Annotated in this window: 13 protein-coding genes; 5 read left to right on the top strand and 8 right to left on the bottom strand. The window is 71.5% G+C overall.

Annotation, left to right across the window (positions count from 1 at the left end):
* Nucleotides 1-85 precede the first annotated feature (85 nt).
* Nucleotides 86-1,918: an alkaline phosphatase gene (locus ASE20_RS14000; protein WP_162261020.1), complete on the top strand. Its 1,833-nt coding sequence runs from the start codon at nt 86-88 to the stop codon at nt 1,916-1,918.
* 77 nt (nt 1,919-1,995) lie between these two features.
* Entirely contained in the window at nt 1,996-2,526 is a 531-nt protein-coding gene (locus ASE20_RS14005) for a hypothetical protein (protein ID WP_056895120.1), read from the top strand.
* On the opposite strand, the gene ASE20_RS14010 is transcribed toward ASE20_RS14005, so the two are convergent.
* The 8 genes from ASE20_RS14010 to ASE20_RS14045 all read right to left on the bottom strand — a co-directional run bounded on the left by ASE20_RS14010 (nt 2,527) and on the right by ASE20_RS14045 (nt 15,677).
* On the bottom strand, nt 2,527-4,590 hold the full coding sequence (locus ASE20_RS14010; protein ID WP_056895121.1) for a molybdopterin oxidoreductase family protein: 2,064 nt from the start codon (nt 4,588-4,590) through the stop codon (nt 2,527-2,529).
* A 133-nt stretch (nt 4,591-4,723) separates the two neighbouring features.
* The gene (locus tag ASE20_RS14015) at nt 4,724-6,307 is read right to left on the bottom strand and encodes an MFS transporter (protein ID WP_082612390.1); all 1,584 of its coding nucleotides are present in this window, start codon (nt 6,305-6,307) and stop codon (nt 4,724-4,726) included.
* 189 nt (nt 6,308-6,496) lie between these two features.
* A complete protein-coding gene (locus tag ASE20_RS14020) occupies nt 6,497-7,033 on the bottom strand; it encodes a GNAT family N-acetyltransferase (RefSeq protein ID WP_056895122.1) in 537 nt (178 codons plus the stop codon).
* Nucleotides 7,030-9,021 carry a penicillin acylase family protein gene (locus ASE20_RS14025; protein WP_056895123.1) on the bottom strand — a complete coding sequence of 664 codons (1,992 nt, stop codon included), beginning with the start codon at nt 9,019-9,021 and terminating at the stop codon, nt 7,030-7,032. The genes ASE20_RS14020 and ASE20_RS14025 overlap by 4 nt, the downstream gene beginning before the upstream one ends.
* Nucleotides 9,018-11,324 carry a GNAT family N-acetyltransferase gene (locus tag ASE20_RS14030; RefSeq protein WP_056895124.1) on the bottom strand — a complete coding sequence of 769 codons (2,307 nt, stop codon included), beginning with the start codon at nt 11,322-11,324 and terminating at the stop codon, nt 9,018-9,020. Before ASE20_RS14030 ends, ASE20_RS14025 begins: the two co-directional genes overlap by 4 nt.
* The gene (locus ASE20_RS14035; RefSeq protein ID WP_157538530.1) at nt 11,321-12,670 is read right to left on the bottom strand and encodes a lysine N(6)-hydroxylase/L-ornithine N(5)-oxygenase family protein; all 1,350 of its coding nucleotides are present in this window, start codon (nt 12,668-12,670) and stop codon (nt 11,321-11,323) included. The genes ASE20_RS14030 and ASE20_RS14035 overlap by 4 nt, the downstream gene beginning before the upstream one ends.
* Nucleotides 12,667-14,115, bottom strand: a complete 1,449-nt coding sequence (locus ASE20_RS14040) for a pyridoxal phosphate-dependent decarboxylase family protein (RefSeq protein WP_082612392.1) — start codon at nt 14,113-14,115, stop codon at nt 12,667-12,669. The genes ASE20_RS14035 and ASE20_RS14040 overlap by 4 nt, the downstream gene beginning before the upstream one ends.
* A gap of 95 nt (nt 14,116-14,210) precedes the next feature.
* The gene (locus ASE20_RS14045; RefSeq protein ID WP_056895125.1) at nt 14,211-15,677 is read right to left on the bottom strand and encodes an alkaline phosphatase PhoX; all 1,467 of its coding nucleotides are present in this window, start codon (nt 15,675-15,677) and stop codon (nt 14,211-14,213) included.
* Between the two features lie 282 nt (nt 15,678-15,959).
* Here ASE20_RS14045 and ASE20_RS14050 point away from each other — a divergent pair, with 282 nt between their 5' ends.
* The 3 genes from ASE20_RS14050 to ASE20_RS14060 form a co-directional block, all read left to right on the top strand.
* Complete coding sequence (locus ASE20_RS14050) at nt 15,960-16,334, top strand: DUF485 domain-containing protein (RefSeq protein WP_056895126.1); 375 nt, start codon at nt 15,960-15,962, stop codon at nt 16,332-16,334.
* A complete protein-coding gene (locus tag ASE20_RS14055; RefSeq protein ID WP_056895127.1) occupies nt 16,334-17,974 on the top strand; it encodes a cation acetate symporter in 1,641 nt (546 codons plus the stop codon). Before ASE20_RS14050 ends, ASE20_RS14055 begins: the two co-directional genes overlap by 1 nt.
* A 144-nt stretch (nt 17,975-18,118) precedes the next feature.
* On the top strand, nt 18,119-18,600 hold a 482-nt coding region (locus ASE20_RS14060), incomplete at its 3' end, for an acetyl-coenzyme A synthetase N-terminal domain-containing protein (RefSeq protein ID WP_225869122.1).

Here is an 18,600-nt window from a genome sequence, read left to right on the forward strand (position 1 = left end):
CCGATGCCCGGCTCCCGGGCGTGCCTACCGTCCGCGACGAGCGGACTCGGCTGTCGGGTCCGCACGGACACATGAAGGAGTGCACGTGCACCCCCGGATGAGGACTGCGGCCCTGGCCGCACTGGCGCTCGTCGGCGCCACGAGCAGCACGCTGGTCGCCACCCCGCACGCGTCGGCCAACGCCGACGACGGGATCAAGAACGTCATCTACCTGCTCGGGGACGGCATGGGCCGCACCCAGGTCAGCGCCGCCCGCCAGCGCTACCACGGCGCCGACGGCGAGCTCTCGATGGAGAAGCTCGGCACGACCGGCCAGGTGGCGACGTACGCCGTGCAGAAGAACTCCGGCCAGCCCGGCGCGGCCGACTTCTCCCCGAACTACGTCACCGACTCCTCCTCCGCCGCGACGGCGTGGGCCTCCGGCGTGAAGACCTACAACAACGCCAACGGCATCGACGCCAAGGCGACCATCACCCCCACGCTCATGGAGCTCGCGCATGCCGCCGGCCTCGCGACCGGCAACGTGTCGACCGCCGAGATCACCGACGCGACGCCCGCCGGCCAGATGAGCCACACCCTGCAGCGCGCCTGCCAGGGCCCGAACTACGTCGAGGCGTCGTGCCAGCTGCCCGAGGTCACCGGCGGCAGCCCCCTCGCCACCGACGACCTGCGGGTCACGCCGATCGCCGACCAGATCGCCACGAACCAGACCGCCGACGTCATCCTCGGCGGCGGCCTGAGCCGCTTCGACGCCGCCAACAAGGCCACGCTCGAGGGCAACGGCTACACGGTGCTCAGCGACCCCGGCACGCAGACGGTCGCGAACAAGACCCAGCTCGCCGCCGTGCCGGCCGATGCGGGCAAGGTCTTCGCGCTCTTCTCCAAGGGCAACATGACCATCGAGAAGTACAAGCGTGAGAACCCCGGTGAGCCGGAGGCCCAGGAGCCGACCGTCGCCGACATGACGACGAAGGCGATCGAGGTCCTCAAGGCCAAGTCGGACGCGTCCGGCAAGGGCTTCTACCTGCAGGTCGAGGGCGCCCTGATCGACAAGCGATCGCACGCCAACGACGCGGCGCAGACCCTCGAGGAGACCAAGGCGTTCGACGACGCGGTCAAGGTCGCCTACGACTTCGCGAAGCAGGACGGCCACACCCTCGTGATCGTCACCGCCGACCACGAGTGCGCCGGCTTCAACATCATCGAGAAGGGTTCGTTCACCAACGCCGAGGCCGCCGCCCCGCCGGCCAACAACGACGGCAAGAACACGTCGAACCCGTCGCGTCCCTCGTCGGGCGCCAAGGACGCGGTCCGCTCGCACGACTTCATCAACGACGGCGGCGCCGGCCAGACGGACGTGAAGAACTTCGCCCCCGCGACGTTCGGCACGGTCGACCAGGGCCCGAACTACACCTCGCTCGACGGCACCGCGAACGGCGCCCTCTGGCTGACCTACCTCTCCGGGAACCACACCGGTGCGGACGTCCCGATCTTCTCCTACGGCGCGGGATCCGAGCTGCTTGACGGGGAGATCGACAACACCGACCTGTTCGACATCGTCGGCTCCGCACTCGGCGTTCGCCCGACCATCCCGCTGCCGGCCGACCCGACCGTGACCGTCACGGCCACCCCGGCTCCCGGCAAGGTCGCGACCGCCCTCGGCATCACCGGCCCGACGCTGGTCAAGCCGCTCGTGACGGTCACCTACCGGATCACGGCGAGCAAGGTCCCCAACGGCGGCAAGGTCGTCATCAAGGACAACGGCAAGGTCGTCAAGACCGTGCTGGTCAGCGCCGGCCGGGCGAGCGCCGCGCTCAGGCTCGCGCGCGGCACGCACCGCCTCGCGGCGTCGTACGCCGGGTCGTCGAAGACGCTCCCGTCGTCGACGCCCACCCTCACGGTCGTCGCACGTCGCTGACCGTCCGCTCCACCCGAGGGGCCCGCGCCGACGCGTGGGCCCCTCGGCCGTACTTCCCGCACCACCCAGGAGAACCCGTGAAGCCCCTCGTCGCCGCCGGTACCGCCGGCGCCGCCTCCCTCGCCCTCGTCGCCGGCCTCTGGCTGGCGGTGTCCGGCTCCGACGGCAGCCCGTCCGCCGATGCGGCCAGCCTCCCGACCGGACCGGTCGTGAACACCTCGCTCGGGCTCCCAACGCCCACCGGCGATCCGGAGCTGCCCGGCATCCGTGGGCTCGCGCCCGCCTCCGGCACGGTCGGCCGGCTCGCCGGCCCCTTCGACGACCGCTTCGTGACCCGTGGCGTCACCTTCGACGGCCGCGCGCTCCACGGTTCGCTCACGGTGACCAGCGACGTCAGCGAGATCCTCGCGCTGCAGGTCCTCGCCGGCTTCTACGACGCCGACGGCCGCTTCGTCGGTCAGGCCCGCTGGGACTTCCGGCCTCCCGAGGAGGGCCATGAGGAGGGCCACCCCGACGAGTCGGTGGACTTCGTGGTCGAGGTGCCGGCGAAGCTGCGCGGCAGGGCGGCCGCGGCGTCGTACGGCGTGACGAACCTGGTCAACGAGTAGTCAGACGAGCACTTCCGCCGCGCAGACCTTGAACTCCGGCATCCGGCTGGACGGGTCGAGCGCGTCGTTGGTGAGCCGGTTCGCACCGACCCAGTGGAAGGGCACGAAGACGGTGTCGGGGCGGATCGTGGTGACGACGCGCGCCGGCGCCTTCATCTCGCCGCGCCGGGTGCGGACCACGACGGGAGCGCCGTCGTGGGCGCCGATCCGGTCGGCGAGCATCGGGTGCATCTCGACGAAGGCACCCTCGTCGGTGAGCCCCTTGATGCGACGGGTCTGCGCGCCCGACTGGTACTGCGCGAGTACGCGGCCGGTCGTGAGGTGCACCGGGTACGACGCGTCGGGCTGCTCCGCGGCGCCGACGAACTCCTGCACCAGGAAGCGCGCGCGGCCGTCCGGCGTGGCGAAGGTCTCGGTGAACATCCGCGGCGTGCCCGGGTGGTCCGGCGTCGGGCAGGGCCAGAAGACGCCCTTCTCAGCGGCGATCCGCTCGTAGGTGATGCCGGCGTAGTCGGCCTTGCCCCCGGCGGACGCCCGGCCGAGCTCGGCGAAGATCTCCTCCGGCTCGACGGAGAACTCGATCGGTGAGTCGAGCCGCGCAGCCAGGCCGGCGATCACGTCGAGGTCGCTGCGGACGCCGGCCGGCGGCGTGATCGCGCGCTGCCTCAGGATCACGCGGCCCTCGAGGTTGGTCATCGTGCCGCTCTCCTCCGCCCACTGGGTGACGGGGAGGACGACGTCGGCGAGCGCGGCGGTCTCGGACATGACGATGTCGCAGACGACGAGCAGGTCGAGGGACTCGAGCCGCTTCGTGACGTGGGTGGCGTGCGGGGCGCTCACGACGATGTTCGAGCCGAACACGAGGAGCGCCTTCGGCCCACCACCGTCACCGAGCGACTCCAGCAGCTCGTACGCCGACTTTCCCTTGCCGGGGAGGGATTCCGGGGCCACGCCCCACACCGACGCGACGTGGGCCCGGGCTGCGGGGTCGTCGATCATCCGGTAGCCGGGGAGCTGGTCGGCCTTCTGGCCGTGCTCGCGGCCGCCCTGGCCGTTGCCCTGACCGGTGAGGCAGCCGTAGCCGGCGTACGCCTTGCCGGGCATGCCGAGCGCGAGCGCGACGTTGATCCAGGCGAGCACGGTCGCGGTGCCCTGGGCGTGCTGCTCGGCGCCGCGAGCGGTCAGCACCGTCACGCGGTCGGCCTCGGCGAGCAGGTCGACCAGGGCGCGCAGCTCGTCGGTGGCGATGCCGGTGGTGCGCTCGACGCGCTCGGGCCACCACGAGGCGACCGAGCGCCGGACCGCGTCGAAGCCGGTGGTGCGAGCGGCGACGTACTCCTCGTCGATGGCGCCCTGCGCGTCGAGGAGATGGAGAACGCCCAGTCCCAGGGCGAGATCCGTGCCCGGGACCGGCTGCAGGAAGAGGTCCGCACGCTCGGCGGTCGACGTCAGCCGAGGGTCGATCACGACGACCTTTCCGCCACGCTCGCGCAGCCGGTCGAGGTGGCGGGCGGCCGGCGGCATGGTCTCGGCAAGGTTCGAGCCGACGAGGACGACGACGTCGGTCTGCTCGATGTCGGCGAGCGGGAAGGGCAGGCCGCGGTCGACGCCGAACGCCTGGTTGCCGGCGCTGGCGGCCGAGCTCATGCACCAGCGGCCGTTGTAGTCGATCTGGCTGGTGCCGAGCGCGACGCGGGCGAATTTCCCGAGCTGGTAGGACTTCTCGTTGGTCAGGCCACCGCCGCCGAAGACCGCCACCGCGTCCTTGCCGTGCGCGGCCTGGAGGCTCGTGAGCTGTGCGGCGACCAGGTCGAGGGCCTCGTCCCAGCTGGCTCCGCGGAGCTCGCCGGTCGCGCAGTCCCGGACCAGCGGCTGCGTGAGCCGCTCGCGGCTGCCGCGGAGCTCGCCGGACGTCCAGCCCTTGCGGCACATCGCGCCCTGGTTGACGGGGAACTCGTCCCACGCCCCGATCTCGATGCCGGCGCGGCCCTTGCGGGAGATCGCCATGCCGCACTGCAGGCTGCAGTACGGGCAGTGGGTCTTCACGGCGGCGCTCTCGGTCATGTCATCCATTCCAGCGGGACGGCGTTTCACGTCACGGGAGGCCGCGAGGCCGCGAGGTCAACATGTCCTCACGGCCTCACGGCCTTGTCGTTGGTTGAGGTGCGAGCGCAGCGAGCCTCGAGACCTCGGTGGCTCAGACCCCGACGTACCCCGTGTCGGCCTTGGCGCCCGTGCGCTTGCGGAGGTAGACCGCGAAGGTCAGCACCAGGCAGGCGACGTAGAACACCGTGAAGATGGTGAAGGCGCTCTTGGTCGCGTCCAGCGGGGCGGTGACCCACGGGCTGTTGAACGTGATCGGGATCAGGAAGCCGCCGAGCGCACCGACGGCACCGATGATGCCGACCGCGGCCGAGGACTTCTTGGTGGCGTCGAGGACGGCGAGCTCGCGCTCGGGGGTGCCCTCGCCGGTCGCCGTGACGGCGTCCTTGCGGAAGATCGCGGGGATCATCTTGTACGTCGAGCCGTTGCCGATGCCGGTGCAGGCGAAGACGAACAGGAAGATCGCGAGGAAGAACGGGAAGACGTCGGCGTTGGAGTCGACGGCGGCGCGCACCGCGTCCGGGAACTGGAAGGCCGCCGGGTTCGCCGCGATCTCGGCGAGCTTGGCCTTGTCCGGCGGCGGGGGCAGCTCCTGGAGCTGGCTCAGCGTGAACAGGATGCCGAGCGTGCCGAGCACCAGTCCGGCGAACGCGCACACGGTGACCCGCGCACCGCCGAAGCGGTCCGCCAGGTAGCCGCCCAGCGGGCGGGCGACCGAGCCGACAAGTGCGCCGAGGAAGGCGTAGAAGGCGAAGTTGATGCCGATGCCGTGGACGGCCGGGACGGGCTGGCGCCAGAAGTTGAGCTTGATCAGCAGCGGCATCGCGGCGGAGTAGCCGATGAACGAGCCGAAGGTGCCGATGTAGAGGATGGACATCACCCAGGTGTGCTTGTGCTTGAGCACGCTGAGCTGCTGCTTGGTGTCCGTCTTGGCGTTGGACAGGTTGTCCATGAAGAAGAACGCCGCCAGCACGGCCACGACCGCGAGCCCGGCGTACACCCAGGCGGCGCGCTCGAGGTGGATGCCACCCTCCGACGCCTTGACCAGGCCGAAGATGCCCGCGCCGCCGACGATCACCGGCAGGAAGAACTGGATGATCGCGACACCCAGGTTGCCGCCCGCCGCGTTGAGGCCGAGGGCCGAGCCCTTGAGCCGCGCCGGGTAGAAGAAGTTGATGTTGGCCATCGAGCTGGCGAAGTTGCCACCGCCGAAGCCGGCCGTCGCGGCGATGACGCAGAACGCCCAGTACGGCGTGTCCGGCTGCGTCACGAAGTACGCGAACGAGAGCGTCGGGATCAGCAGCAGGCCGGCGCTGACCATGGTCCAGTTCCGGCCGCCGAACTTGCCGACCGCGAGCGTGTAGGGCACCCGGATCAGCGCACCGACGAGGTTCGGGATCGCGATCAGGAAGAACAGCTGCTGCGGCGTGAACGTGAAGCCCTGGGCGACCAGGAACGCCGAGGAGACGCTCCAGATCAGCCAGACCGAGAAGCCGAGGTGCTCGGCGAAGATCGACCAGATCAGGTTGCGCTTGGCGATCGGCGCCCCGGTGGACTCCCAGAACTCGGGGTCCTCCGGTCGCCAGTCGTCGATCCACCGGCCGCCGCGGCGGCGGCTCGGCTTCGGTACGGGCGAGGCGGCGACGAGGTCGTCGCTGCTCGGGCTGGTGAGAGTCATGGTGGCTCCTGGCGGCGTGACCCGGGACGTTCGTCCACGGGACAGGGGTCGGTTGATGACCCTGATCCTGCGCGCCGCTCGTTTCGGCCCTGCTCGCCGCGAGATTTCGTTGCGTCAACTCGATCTCACGGGCTCACGCACCTCACGGGCTCACCTCGGAGCCGGTCTGTGTCGGCCGGTCCGGCCAGGTCAGTGAACCCCCGCGATCGCCAGCGCCTGCTCCCGGTCGATGAAGAAGAACTGCGCCGGCTTCTCCGCGATGCTCGTCCGCAGCTCGACGAGCGGACCACGCTCGGCGCCGAGACGCTCGAGCAGGCCGACGGAGGCCGTGTTGCGGGCGTCGGGCTCGAGGACGAGACGCCGGCATCCGGGGACGTGGGCGACGAAGTCCATGCCGGCGGCGATCACCTCGGGGGTCCGGCCGGCCCGGCGTGGGTCGCCGGCGAGGAGGAGGTGGACGCCGACGTCGCCGGGGCGGCGGTCGTACCACTCGCCGATCTCGTCGACGGCGGGGTCGTAGGTCTGCAGGAGGCCGACGGGGTCTCCGTCGAGCACGAGCAGGTACGCCGCCAGGTGCTCCTGCTCGTGGATGTACCGGTAGACCGCGGCGACGTCCTCCTCGCCCAGGTCCGCCATCCCCCAGAAGGCGGCGCGGTCCGCGGTCACCCACGCGGTGAGCAGCGCGGCATCCGCCTCCGGGTCGACGGGGCGCACGGTGACGGTCATGAGTCCTCCAGGGGGATGGTGCCGCCGGCGGCCCATGCCGCCTGCTGGTCGTGGTGGTGCGGCGAGGCGGGGTCGCCCGAGGCGCCGAGCGGGACGACCCAGCGCGAGGCGCCGGCGAGGTCCCAGACGAAGCGGGCGACCGGGCCGTGGACGCAGGCGCCGGCGCCGCCGAGGGCGCGGGTCGCGAGGACGCAGTCGTCGTCGCCGGCGACCGCGATCAGCGGCGCACCCTCGCCGGCGGGTGCAGCAAGGCCGAACTGCTGGTGCGGCGTCAGGGGTACGGCGAGGTGCGCGCTCCCCCATGCCCCCGCCCCCGGTACGGCGGCCACCTCCTCGAGCGCGTCGGCGACGGCCTGCAACGGGTCGACCCCGAACGGCTTCGTCGCGCGCAGCAGGGCCGGCAGGGCCAGCCGCAGCCGCCCGCGCAGGTCGAACCACGGTGCGTACAGCTCGCCGTGGGGCGTCGCGTCCACCCCCGCGAGGGCCGGCGCGGCAGCGAAGGACTCGACCACCGCCGCCCGGACTGCCGCGAACAGGGAGGCCTCCACGCTGGAGGTCGTCATCCGGCGGTCCCAGGCCAGCAGCCGGTCCCGCAACGCGCTGGCGGGGGCGGACAGGTCGAGCAGGCCGGCGGCCAGGTCCAGCAGCGACTCCCCCGCCACCTGGCGGTCGTCGGCCAGCGCGTCGGCGAGCGTCTCCGGCGTGAGGGGTCCCGAGGCCGCGAGCTCCGCGACCACCTCGGCCAGCCGCCGTGCCCGGTGGGGCGGCGCGAAGTCGTCGCCGATCCGGGCGAACTCCTCGGTGGCGCGGTCGTTGGCGGTCACCAGCACCTCGCCGGTACGACGCGGCAGGTCCTCGACCCACCCCGTCCAGCGCCCGTCCCCGGCCGACCGCACGGGCACCCGGCCGACGACCCGGTGCTCCACGGCACCGCCGGCGTCGGCGACGAGCAGGTTGTCGACCGGACCGACCCAGTGCCCGAAGGCGGACGCGACGTCGGCGGCCGACCGCGACCGGAGCAGCGGCAGCAGGGTGTCGAACCCGAGATTCCCCAGCACGTACGAGGGATTGCGCAGGCTGAAGGTCGCCGCGTCGCCCGGGCCGCCGACCACGACCGGTCCGCGCTCGGTGACCAGCACCTCCAGGGGCACGGCGTCGTACGCATCGGCGCCGGTGCGGACCCGCACCACCTCGACCCGCCGGGCGACGGGCTCCCAGCCCCGCCCGGACCCGGGGGCACCGCGCGCGATGACCGCACCCCGGTGGCGGACCAGCTCCTCGACGTACACGTCCTCGTCGTCGGCGACGGCGTTCGTGACGCCCCACGCGACCGCGCCGGCGTGGCCGAAGTGCTGGACGCCGGGGACGCCGACGAAGGTGAGTCCGGCGACGTCGAAGGGATCGTCGGGGTCGGTGCACGTGAGCCGGACCTGGGCGTAGCAGCCGGGCGCCTCGATCACGCGGTGCGGGTCGCCGGCGACGATCGGCAGTCCACCGGCCGTCAGCGACCCGGCCACGGCGACGGCGTTGCTGCCGCCGGGCAGGCCCTCACTGCGGAGCAGGGCCAGCGCCTCCGGAGCATCGGCTCCGAGCACCGTGCCGACGTGGTGCTGCCACAGCTTGCTCGGGAAGCGCGAGAACAGCAGGTGCTGCACGGCGAACACGGCCAGCGGGGTCCAGCGGTGCCAGGCTCGTTCGAGCACGTCGTTGATCCCGTCGACGTACGCATCCACGAAGTCGCGGCTCTCCGGGGCCAGCGCCGCGTACGCCCGGCGCGCGACGTCGACGAGCAGCGCACGCCGGGCGAGGACGTCCCACTCCAGCGCGGACGGGCCGAACAGCTCCGCACACGTCCCCTCGGTACGACGGCGCTCCACCTCCAGCTGCCAGGCCCGGTCCTGCGCCGTCGCGCGTCCCTGCTCGCGAGCGACCTCCAGGACCGTGGCCCCGGTGACGTGCGGGATGCCCCACGCATCCCGGGTGATCACGGCGCCACGGGAGGGGTCGCGACAGGATTGGCCAGCGTCCCGGCGAAGATCAGCGACTCCGCCTGGTCGGCGATGTCGACCATCTGCAGGGTGTTGCGCAGCTGGAGCCGGTTGAGGCAGCTGTGCCGGAACCGCTCGCGCAGCAGGTCGTAGCGACCCGCGGCGTCGGCGAGCTCGGGGTGGTCGGCGGCGTGCTCCTCGATGGTCGCGCGCGCGATCGCCCAGAACTCGTCCTCGGGCAGGATCCCGTCCTCGTCGAGGATCGCCGCGACGAAGCGCAGCACCCCGTCGAACACGTCCGTGTGCACGGCGAGCGCCTTCACGTCGTCGGGGAAGGAGCCGCGGATCCGCTCCACCTCGGGGGGCAGCGGAAAGTCCCCCATGAGCGCGACCTCCTCGCCGATGTCCTTCATGAACGCACCGACCGGGACGTGGTCGCGCAACCGCAGCAGCAGGTTCTCGCCGTGCGGCATGAACGCGAGGTCGTAGGCGTGGAGGCAGTGCACGAGGGGACGCAGGTAGGCCCGCAGGTACGCCCGGACCCACGTCGCGGCGTCGACCGGGGACGCCTTGATCCACGCGGTGACCAGCGCGTCACCGTCGGCGTCGCGGTGCAGCAGCGCGGCCATCGTGGTCAGCTGCTCGCCCACAGGCGTCCGCGGGAGCGGGCTCTCGCGCCACAGCGCCGCGATCATCTTCCGGTACGGCGACGTGCCGGCCAGGCGGTGGAAGGCGTCGCCGGTGTAGCCGATCGCCGCCAGCTCGCGCAGCACCTCGAAGCCGCACGCCTGCAGCTCCTCGTCGGCGTGCACGACCGAGGCGACCCAGTCGTTGATCGCCGGCGTCGCCTCCATGTACCTCGGCGAGAGTCCCCGCACGAAGCCCATGTTCTGGATCGCCAGCGCCGTCTTGACGTAGTGCCGATCCGGACGGCTCGCGTTGAAGAAGGTGCGGATCGACTGCTGCGGCCGGTGGTCGTCCTCGCCCTCACCGAGGTGGACGAGGTCGCGGCGCGCGACGTCGGGCGCGAACGTGATCGCCAGCTTGTTGGTCCACTGCCACGGGTGCACCGGCAGGAACAGGTAGTCCTCGGCCGCCAGGCCCAGCGCTGCGAGCCGGCGGTGGAAGCGGTCGCGGACGGGCGCCGCCAGCTCGGCGTCGTACAGGGACTGCTCGGACTCGCCCTCCCCCAGCGACAGGTGGGTGAGCGAACGCCGGGCGGCGACCCAGTGCAGGCGCACCGGGCGCCCGGCCTCCGGGGCGTACGCCGTGTAGTCGTCGATCCCGAACCCGATGCGGCCGTTGTTGGCGACGAACGCCGGGTGTCCCTCGGTCATCGCGGACTCGATGTCCTGGTAGCTCGCGTCGACCAGCTGCGCGACCGGGACCGCCCGGTGGCACAGCTTCCACGCCGTGGAGGCAAGGGTGGAGGCGATCTCCTCCAGATAGGTCGGCAGCAGCTGGTCCGGGATCCCGAGGACGGGCGCCAGCTCGGCGACCAGCTCCTGCGCGTCGGGCTCGGCCGGCTCGACGCCGACCGTCCGGGTCACCGACGCGGCGTCGACGACCCAGTGCTCGAGCTTCTTCACCCGCGCCGCGAAGGTGTAGGTCGACCCCTCCGTGTCCACCCGCCAGAGGTCCTCGCCGGGCACGCGTACCGGCGCGATCAGCCGCTCGTGGCTGAACTCCCCGAGTGCCTTGGCCACCAGGTGCCGCTGCGCCCGCGCGAGGTGCTCCGGCGTCAGGTGCTCCGGCGTCAGGTGCTCCGGGGCGTGCCAGTCCTCGCGCGGGCAGACCGACAGCATCCCGGTCTTGCCGGGCAGCGGGACCTCGCGCAGCTCGGTGAAGCCGGCGGCGAGGTTCTTGGCGCGGATGGCGTGGTTGCGGACGTCCGGCTCGACCACGACGCGACCCACGCGCGGGTCGGCGAAGCAGAAGGCCATCACCGCGTCGAGGACCGCCGTGGTCAGTCCGGGGACGGGCGGGCCCTCGGGAGGAGCGACCAGTACGTGCATGCCGAGGTCGCCGGGCTGCAGCTCGGGCAGGTCGGCGAGCCCCTCGGCGTACGCCGGGTCGTACGTCTCGACCAGGAAGGTCGGCCGACCGTCGACCCGGCCGAGGAAGGCGTCGTGGTGCAGGTGCGCGGCGATGCCGGCGTACTCGGTGCGGACGTCGTCGAGCAAGGCCCCCTGCATCATCCAGAACGCCGAGCGCGGGTGGGTGACCCAGGCATGGAGGAGCTCCAGGTCGCGGTCCAGGTCGAGCGGCTCGATGGTGATCCGGCCGGCGAGCGAGGTGGTCATTCAAAGATCTCCTCGGTGGTTGAGGTGCGAGCGCCAGCGAGCCTCGAAACCCGGAACTGGTCGGGCACCCCGAAGGTCTGCACGGCGATCCGCTTCTCGACCGGGTACACCTCGCGGCCGAGCATCGCCGCGATGATCACCGAATTGCGGTAGGCGCCCATGCCGAGGTCCGGCGCGAGCAGGGAGTGGGTGTGCTCCTCGGCGTTCTGCACGAACACCTCGCCGCCGGCCACGTCGACGGAGTAGTCGTCCGCGACGTCGTACCGGCCGCGGGGGTCGCGGCGGATCCGGTCCTCGATCCCGGCGAGGAAGCCGGGCGTGGTCGGTCCGTAGCCGGTCGCCAGCACCAGGCCGCCGGTGCGCACGGAGAACGCCTCACCGGTCTCGGTGTGCAGCAGGTCGAGCTCCGCACCGCTGCGGCCGAGCGAGCGCGCGTCGCGGACCTCGGTGTGCGTCATCAGCGTGGTGCGCGGTCCGTCGCCGGTGACCCGCTGCTGGTAGTGCAGGTCGAAGATCGCGTCGATGACGTCGCCGCTGATCCCCTTGAACAGGTGGCGCTGGTCGCGGGCCAGCCGGTCGCGGGTCTCCATCGGCAGCGCGCGGTGGTAGGCGCCGTACTCCGGCGACGTCATCTCGAGCGTCAGCTTGGTGTACTCCATCGGGAAGAAGCGCGGGCTGCGCGTCAACCAGACCAGCTCGTAGCCGTGCTCGGGCGCCGCCGCCAGGAGGTCGAGGTAGATCTCGGCCGCGCTCTGGCCGCTGCCGACGATGGTGATCCGCTCCTGCTGCTGCAGCTCCTCGCGGTGCGCGAGGTAGTCGGCCGAGTGCATGACACCGGGCGCTCCCAGGAGCGGACGCAGCGCAGTGGGGACACGTGGCGACGTCCCGATGCCCAGGACCAGCCGGCGGGCGCGGAGTTCCTCACCCGTCGCCGTCCGGACCAGGTACGCCGACCCGTCGTGCTCCACGTCGGTGACCCGCTGCCCGAAGCGCACCGACGGCAGGCTCTCGGCGGCCCAGCGGCAGTAGTCGTCGTACTCCCTGCGCAGCGGGTAGAAGCTCTCCCGGATGTAGAAGGGGTAGAGGTTGCCGCTCTGCTTGAGGTAGCTGAGGAACGACCAGCGCGACGTCGGGTCGGCCATCGTGACCAGGTCCGCGAGGAAGGGCACCTGCAGCGTCGCGTCGTCGAGCAGCATGCCGGGGTGCCAGTCGAAGCCGTCGCGGGCCTCGAGGAAGACGCCGTCGAGCCCCGGCGACTCGTGGGTGCCGCGCAGCGGGTCGGTCAAGCAGGCGAGGCCGAGGTTGAAGGGGCCGAGCCCGATGGCCACGAAGTCGTGGACGGTCACCGCGCCGCCCCCGCCGGTACGCCGGCCAGGCGGGCGCCGCAGCTCCGGACCGTGTCGAGGATCCCGACGATGTCGTCGACGGTCGCCATCGGGTTGAGCAGCGTGAGCTTGAGGTACTGCACGCCGTCGACCCTGGTGGCCGCGACCATCGCGGTGCCGCTGGCGTAGAGCTCGCTGCGGAGGGAGGTGTTGAGCAGCGCGAGTGCCGCGTCGTCGAGGTCGAGGCCCGTCGGGACGTAGCGGAACACCAGCGTGCTCAGCTCCGGCGCGGCCGCGAACTCCAGTTCGGGCTCGTGACTCGTCCGCGCGTGGACGGCTGCGGCGAGGTCGATGACCGCGTCGACGTACCCGCCGACGAGGTCGGGCCCCATCGACCGCAGCGTCAGCCACAGCTTGAGCGCGTCGAAGCGGCGCGTGGTCTGAAGGCTCTTGTCGACCTGGTTGGGCGTCGTCGCCTCGCGCGGGTTGAGGTAGTCGGCGTGCCAGGTCGCCGGGTGCAGCGTCGCGCGGTCACGGACGATGATCGCGCTCGACGACACCGGCTGGAAGAAGGTCTTGTGGAAGTCGATCGTCACCGAGTCGGCCCGGTCGATGCCCTCCAGCAGGTCACGACGGGTCGGCGACACGAGCAGGCCGCCGCCGTACGCCGCGTCGACGTGGAGCCAGGTGTCGTGCGCCCGGGCCAGGTCGGCGATCGCCGGCAGCGGGTCGATCGCACCGAAGTCCGTCGTCCCGGCGGTGGCCACGATCGCCATCGGCCGGAGGTTGAGGTCGGCGCAGGCGGCGAGCGAGCGCCCGAGAGCGACCGCGTCCATCCGGTGCCGGGCGTCCGTCGGCACGCTGATCACCGACTCCTCGCCGAGGCCGAGCAGGCGCGCGGACTTCTGCACCGAGAAGTGGCTCTCCGCCGACGCGAGGATCCGCAGCCGCTCGGCCGGGACCCGCTCGTGGCGGCCGCGGGCCAGCAGCAGGCCCTGCAGGTTGGACTGGCTGCCGCCGCTGGTGAACACGCCGTCGGCGTCCGGCCCGAAGCCGATCCGCTCGGCGGTCCACTCGACGAGGCGGCGCTCGATGAACGTGCCGCCGACGCTCTGGTCGAAGGTGTCGAGCGAGCTGTTCACCGACGCGACGAACAGCTCGGCCAGCAGCGCCGGGACGACGACGGGGCAGTTGAGGTGGGCGGCGTACCGCGGCTCGTGGAACCAGACGGCGTCGTCCAGCCACAGGTGCGACATCTCGGCGAGGACGTCGTCCACGCCGGTCAGCGGTACGTCGAGGTCGATCGCCGCGACGCGGGCGGCGGCCTCGTCCGGCTGGACGCCGGTGGCGGGTCCGGCGACGCCCTTGAGGTGGCGCAGCAGGTGGTCGAGACCGGTGCCGAGCGCCGCGGCGTAGTGGTCCGCGTGGTCGGGGTGGAAGACGTGGTGCAACGGGAGCTGTGACACGGGAAGGCTCTCCTCCGAGATCAGGTAAGGCTTACCTAATCATTTCGGAGGAGAGCCTGTCACCCCTCGCCGGGGTGCCCCACGTCACACCGGCGTCAGCCCAGGTACTTCTCCCACGGACCCGTGATCGCGAAGGTCAGGCCCGGGGTCTGCATGTTCACGAACAGCACCTTGCCGTCCTCCGAGAACGTCGGACCGGTGAACTCGGAGTCGTTGAGCTGGTTGCGGGCGATCGCCTGCGCCGGCCCGTACGGCGTCGCGGACAGCACCTGCGAGGCGCCGGCGCCGTCCTCGGCGAGGACCAGCGAGCCCCACGGCGTGACGGTCACGTTGTCGGGGCCGTCGAAGGTCAGGTCGTCGTACTTGGCGGCCGCCCCGGAGGCGGCGGTGGCCTGGTGCGGGAAGTACGCGACGAGCTGGATCGTCTCGGCCTTGTAGTTGTAGAACCAGACCATGCCGTCGTGGGGGACGGCGTCGGCCGGCAGGTCGGAGGAGGAGAAGGCGAACGAGTTGACGACGTACACGCCCTCGTCGGTGCCCCAGACGCCCTCGAACTTCTTGCCGCGGGTGACCTCGCCGTCGGTGAACTGCTTGCGGACCGAGGTGGTCTTCGCGTCCCGGTCAGGGACCTGCTTCCACTGCACCGGGAAGGGCAGGCCCATCTGCGCGGACGTCAGGTACGCCACGTCGGGGAGGACCGATCCGTCGGGCATGATGATCTGCATCGCGGCGAGCACGCCGGCGTCGTCGGCCAGCCGGTCGGCGAGGTTCGGGCCCATCTCGAAGCCGGCCGGCGCGGTCCAGCGGTAGAACAGGCCGTTCGGGCCGGACGCGTCCTCGGACAGGAACACGTGCTTGCGCGCCTTGTCGATCGCCAGCGCCTCGTGGGCGTAGCGGCCGAACGCCTTGATCGGCTTGGCGTTGGCCCGGCCGTCGTGGAAGACCTCGAACACGTAGCCGTGGTCCTTGAGGTACGTGCCGCTCTTGCCGTTGCCGCTCCAGCTCTTGCCGGCGCGGTCCTCGGTCTCCTCGCAGGTCAGCCACGTGCCCCACGGGGTCGGGCCGCCGGCGCAGTTGGTGGACGTGCCGGAGATGCCGACGTACTCGCCGAGGTTGCGGCCCTTGCTGTCGGTGCTGATGACCGTGCAGCCGCCGGCGTCGATCGCGCCCTCGTCGTACACGGTGCCCTCGATGTGCGGGACGCCGAGCGCCGAGCCGGCCTTGAGCTCGTGGTTCTGGATGAGACGGTACCTGCCGCGACCGGTCGTGAAGACGGCCGTGCCGTCGTGGGCGTTCGGGGTGAGCTGGCCCTCGTCGAGCCTGGTGACGCCGGCACGGGTCACCACGGCGTACGAGAAGCCCGCGGGGAGCGCGAGCAGGCCGGCCGGGTCGTCCTGCAGCGGCGGGAAGGCCACGACGCCGCGGCCGGCGCGCTCCTTGGCCCGGTCACTGGCGTTGTCGTTGGGGGTCGCCTGGGCGAGGGAGGGCATGGCGCCGGTGACGGCGAAGCCGACGCCGGCGGCGCCGCCAGCGAGGACGGAACGACGGGAGGAAGAAGACATTCTCGGGGGTCCTTTGCAGAGCGGATCGGGTGCAGCCGGCCCAGCCTGTGCCGCTCCGGTGGAGGCCCGGCGACGTGCCGGTGAACGGGCGGCGGACCGTGGCTGACGGTCCCGCCGTAGGCCACGGCGGGTGCCGTTCGTCGCGCCGTACCGACCGCTCGTCGACAACCCGCTCCCACTCGGCGCAGCGCCGTGCCTCACCCCTCCCGACGTGACCGCGGTCACTCCTAGCGTCGGAGACGTCCGTGACCGCGGTCACACCGCACGACCGAGGAGGAACCCGTGTCATCCGACCTCTCACCCCACGACTCCCATCAGACGGCGGCCCGCCACGATCCCGTCTACGACGAGCTGCACGCCTCGCCGGAGTTCACCGAGCTCCGGCGCCGCTACCGCAGCTTCGTCTTCCCGGCCACCGTCGCCTTCCTGGCGTGGTACCTGCTCTACGTCGTGCTGTCGGTCTGGGGCGGTGACTTCATGGGCAACAAGGTCGTCGGCAACATCAACGTGGCCCTCGTCTTCGGTCTGCTCCAGTTCGCGACGACCTTCGCCCTCGCCTGGCTCTACAGCCGCTACTCGACCAGCAAGCTCGACCCCCTGGCCCGAGAGCTCGACGAGCGCTTCGTGGCCCTCTCCCAGAAGGGAGGCGAGCGCTGATGGACCACCAGCTGCTCACCGCGATCCTGTTCCTCTCCGTCGTCGCGCTGACCCTCTTCATCACGATCCGGGCCAGCCGCAACTCCAGCGGCACCGCCGACTTCTACGCCGGAGGTCGCTCGTTCTCCGGCTTCCAGAACGGCCTCGCCATCGGCGGCGACTACATGTCGGCCGCCTCCTTCCTCGGCATCTCCGGAGCCATCGCCCTCGCCGGGTACGACGGCTTCCTCTACTCGATCGGCTTCCTCGTCGCGTGGCTGGTGGCCCTGCTGCTCGTCGCCGAGATGCTGCGCAACTCCGGCAAGTTCACGATGGCCGACCAGCTGGCGTTCCGGATGAAGCAGCGCCCCGTGCGCACGGCGGCCGCGACCTCCACCGTCGTCGTGTCGGTGTTCTACCTGCTCGCCCAGATGGTCGGCGCGGGCAGCCTCGTCGTCCTCCTGCTCGGCATCGACAAGACCAACACCCTCGCCATCAGCGCGGTCATCGCGGGCGTCGGCGCGCTGATGATCGTCTACGTCACCGTCGGTGGCATGAAGGGCACCACGTGGGTGCAGATCGTCAAGGCGATCCTGCTGATGGTCGGCTCGGCCCTGATCGTGGTGCTGGTCCTCGCGAAGTTCGACTTCAACCTCTCCGAGCTCCTCGGCGCCGCGCAGTCGAACTCGGGCAAGCCGGGCTTCCTCGAGCCGGGCCTGAAGTACGGCATCGACCAGACCCACAAGCTCGACTTCCTCAGCCTCGGCATCGCGCTCGTGCTCGGCACCGCCGGCCTGCCGCACATCCTGGTCCGCTTCTACACGGTCCCGACCTCGCGGGACGCGCGGAAGTCGGTGCTCTGGGCGATCGGCCTGATCGGCGTCTTCTACCTCTTCACGCTGGTCCTGGGCTTCGGTGCCGCGGCGCTGCTGAAGGGCGACAAGGCGGCGGACGTCGCGGCGTCCAGCGGCAACCTCGCCTCGCCCCTGCTCGCCGAGGCGGTCGGCGGCGGCGGTGGCTCCACCGGTGGCGCGATCCTGCTCGCCGTGATCTCCGCGGTCGCCTTCGCGACCATCCTCGCGGTCGTCGCGGGCCTCACCCTGACGTCCTCGACGTCGGTGGCCCACGACATCTACAACGCGGTGATCCGCAAGGGCACGGCGACCGAGGAGGAGGAGATCCGGGTGACGCGGTACGCCGCCGCGGGCCTCGGCATCATCGCCATCCTGCTGGCCATCCCGGCCCGCAACCTCAACATCGCGTTCCTCGTCGGCCTGGCCTTCGCGGTCGCGGCGTCGGCCAACCTGCCGGCGATCGTCTACAACATGTTCTGGCGACGCTTCAACACCCGCGGTGCCACCTGGAGCATCTACGGCGGCCTGGTCTCCTGCATCACGCTGGTGTTCTTCTCGCCCGTCGTCTCGGGCAAGACCGGCCTCGACGCCGACGGCAACGTGATCAGCGCGGCGCTCTTCCCGCTGGGCGTGGACTTCCACTGGTTCCCGCTGGAGAACCCGGGCCTGATCTCGATCCCGCTCGGCTTCTTCTTCGGCTGGCTCGGGACGGTCACCTCGAAGGAGCCGGCGGCCGAGGACAGGTTCACCGAGCTCGAGGTCCGCGCGCTCACCGGTGCCGGCGCCGAGCAGGCCGTGCAGCACTGAGCCGCACTCGACCACCGGAGGCCGGGGCGGGCGTCGTACCTGTCCCGGCCTCCGGCACGAGCAACACCGATGCAACCCCTGGTGACCACACTTCCCGTGGGTCCTAATGTGACCTGTGGCACCCCTTTCGATCAGGAGACAACCGTGAGCGACCAGACTGCCGAGACCCTCGCCAACCTGCTGAAGGAGGACCGGCGCTTCGAGCCGCCGGCCGAGCTCGCCGCGAACGCGAACGTCAAGGCCGACGCCTACGACGCAGCGAAGGCCGACCGCGAGGGCTTCTGGGCCGAGCAGGCCGAGCGGCTGACCTGGGCCACGAAGTGGGACCAGGTCCTCGACTGGTCGAACGCACCGTTCGCGAAATGGTTCGTCGGCGGCACCCTCAACGCCGCCTACAACTGCGTCGACCGCCACGTCGAGGCCGGCCGCGGCGACAAGGTCGCCCTCCACTGGATCGGCGAGCCCGTTCACGACGGGGTGGCCGACACGAGGGACATCACCTACGCCCAGCTCAAGGACGAGGTCTCCCAGGCCGCCAACGCCCTGACCGACCTCGGCGTCGCCAAGGGCGACCGGGTCGCGATCTACATGCCGATGATCCCCGAGGCCATCGTCGCGATGCTCGC

The organism is Nocardioides sp. Root240, from assembly GCF_001428825.1.
Taxonomy (GTDB): domain Bacteria; phylum Actinomycetota; class Actinomycetes; order Propionibacteriales; family Nocardioidaceae; genus Nocardioides.